Origin of the sequence: Idiomarina xiamenensis 10-D-4, assembly GCF_000299895.1 — a bacterium.
GTDB lineage: Bacteria > Pseudomonadota > Gammaproteobacteria > Enterobacterales > Alteromonadaceae > Idiomarina > Idiomarina xiamenensis.
The window spans coordinates 1-1,543 of the sequence record NZ_AMRG01000042.1; the positions used below are offsets into that span (position 1 = coordinate 1).

A 1,543-nucleotide genomic window follows, 5' to 3' on the forward strand; every position below is an offset into this window, starting at 1 on the left:
TATTGTGCTTTTCATACATTTTTTTCCAGCAACGAGCTGACTGACAATAACATCGTTAATGCTAACAGGTTATGCCGCCGCACGGTCGGAAACAACGGTAAAAGAGCTGTTGATTTGTAACAAGAAAAGAAAATCTAACAGCTCCGTTGCCGAATGATTGAGTTTAGGATAACTTTTAGGTAAAAGATGATAAGGCGCGATTGAGGCAATACATGTTAAAAAAATCACTTGTTTTAATAGTTTCTTTAATTTTGCTAATTTTGCTAATTACTCTAATTACGCTTTATATTTTTAATAGTAAAACTGAAGCACAACCAGTCACTCAGAGCACCGAAAAAACTCTCACTAGCGAAGTAAAAGTCGAACCAGAAAAAATCGTTAGCCAATCTAAAAATCAATTCGATGAGGAAGTTCTAGCGGAGCGGCCAACAACAATCGTTAATACCGACCAATCTGACTTTGATAATTTACTGGATGACTTACTGAAAAAAAACGATTATTCTTATGAAACTCCAAAGGAAACCCTAGCAATTCAAAAGAGGTTCTTTGAACTATTGAAATGCCGTAATCTATTGAAAAACCTAACCAACAACCACGAAAATCTAAAAAAAATATCAGAAAATATCGTTGTTAAGCAAACATCAGACAAGCCACTTTCAACTTTAGAAAGTAACTATCAACAGTGCGTGAGTCTTATTAATATTTCAATCACATCAAATGAGATTGAAAAAATAGATAATCAATTAACTCTTATTGCAGATAAAACGGAAAAAATGGGAAACGAAAAAGTTCCCGCGGTTTGGGCTATGACGCTGCTCGCCGAAAATGATCGTGAACCAAAAGGCTATGACAAATTAGTCAGATATCAAGCACAAAAGTCACAAGCAATAGCTACTCTCCGGAAACTAATGGATAAGGGGCATGAGCAAAGTGCTTGGCACCTTGTAAATCTTTATACTAACCCCTATCAGATGGACACTTACAATCAAGAAAAAGCTAGAGAAATTCTTAATCAGTTTTATGGATTAGAGGGTGTAGACCTTGACGATAGACTTCAACAATTCATAAGAAGAAAAAGGCCATTTTAACAATTAAAACCCATTAAAACCTGAGTATAAAAATAAAATTTATGATTAAACCAAAAACCTTACTATCGTCATTCTTTCTATTATTTTTGTCGTTACCTAGTTATGCGACTACCTATTATTTGTGTATAGACTTAGACCAATACTTAGGGGATGGCTCAGCCCGCCAAGTTTGGAATGGCTCATACGCAGAAGGGCTGTTCGATAAGATTAAAGAGTTTGATGAAGGGAGATATAACGAAAGCGTCGCTATCTGTGGCGTAATCGAAGATTTTGCTAATGCGAGAAGCAATGTCAGAGAAGTAATTAATGCAGATCCTAGCAGATCTTACTTTCTCAGCACAAAGAACTATTAATAAGAAAAATTCAAATCAGTATGATTTAATCATAAACGGCAACAATATACCTTCAAAAGACACTTTTATCTTAATGCCAAAACTGTTGAAACGAGGCTGCGC

1 protein-coding gene is annotated in these 1,543 nt (G+C 35.3%); it reads left to right on the plus strand.

Annotation, left to right across the window (positions count from 1 at the left end; all coding sequences use genetic code 11):
* Nucleotides 1-212: 212 nt before the first annotated feature.
* Nucleotides 213-1,088: a hypothetical protein gene (locus tag A10D4_RS13275; RefSeq protein WP_008490131.1), complete on the plus strand. Its 876-nt coding sequence runs from the start codon at nucleotides 213-215 to the stop codon at nucleotides 1,086-1,088.
* The last annotated feature ends 455 nt before the right edge of the window (nucleotides 1,089-1,543 follow it).

Bases quoted from the DNA above. Each gene is read 5' to 3' on its own strand.
- A10D4_RS13275 (WP_008490131.1), top strand. From the start codon at position 213: ATGTTAAAAAAATCACTTGTTTTAATAGTTTCTTTAATTTTGCTAATT.